At 63.5% G+C, this 736-nt stretch carries 2 protein-coding genes; both read right to left on the bottom strand.

Features of this window, described 5'->3' with window-relative positions:
• Nucleotides 1–348 (bottom strand): tetratricopeptide repeat protein (locus tag JCM12296_RS35335; protein WP_422699305.1); only part of this gene is annotated, 348 nt, incomplete at its 3' end.
• A complete protein-coding gene (locus tag JCM12296_RS35330) occupies nt 349–717 on the bottom strand; it encodes an energy transducer TonB (protein WP_054702849.1) in 369 nt (122 codons plus the stop codon).
• Between the last annotated feature and the right edge of the window lie 19 nt (nt 718–736).

Genomic DNA, 736 nt, shown 5'->3' with positions numbered 1-736 from the left:
GGCCTGGGTGAGCGCCGCCTGGGCCTTGGCTGCGTTGCCGTGCAGCAGATAGCAATTGCCCAGATAAAAATAGACCAGGGGATGGTGCGCCCCCTTGGGGTCCGGCTGGCCTGCCGGGGGTGCCGGTGACCGGGACTGAAACGTGGTGAGGACGTTGATGGCCTGGGCATAGTCCTTGTGATCCATCAGCGTTTCGGCGCGGGTCAGCACCATGCGCGCAGCCATGGGGATCTCGTCGTTGGTGGACGCGGCCAGGGCCCCGTTGCCTGAAAAGAACCCCAGCAGCACAAGGGCGAGCACGTATCGAATGTTTAAAGCCAAACCGCTGTTGCCCATGGAACACGCCATTTATGATCTCAGTTGGAAGGTCACCGTCGTCTCGGCCCAGCAGTTGACCGGCATTCCTTCAACCGTGCCCGGTTTGAAGCGCCAGCGGGAAACACAGTGGGTGACGCTGCGGTTGAATACCTCCGGCGGATCGGCATCGACGATGGTCACCCGATCCACCTTGCCCTGGTGGGTCACCATGAAACGGACCTTGACCCAACCCTGGATGCCCATGCGCTTGGCGGCCATGGGGTAGGCCGGCGGAATGCGCGTCAGGGTGACCAGGGGATGGTCCAAGGCCGTGGTGTCAACCACATCCGGCAGCCCGAGGCTGCCCAGCCCGGCCGATGCCATGGGCGGCATGGCCAGGGATACGGGGCCGCCGGTCAACTTGGGTTGATGTCAAAGG

The sequence above is a fragment of the Desulfosarcina cetonica JCM 12296 genome (assembly GCF_001311845.1).
Classification (GTDB): domain Bacteria; phylum Desulfobacterota; class Desulfobacteria; order Desulfobacterales; family Desulfosarcinaceae; genus Desulfosarcina; species Desulfosarcina cetonica.
Note: the sequence above shows the minus strand (reverse complement) of the source record. Positions and strands in the feature narration are given on the sequence as shown.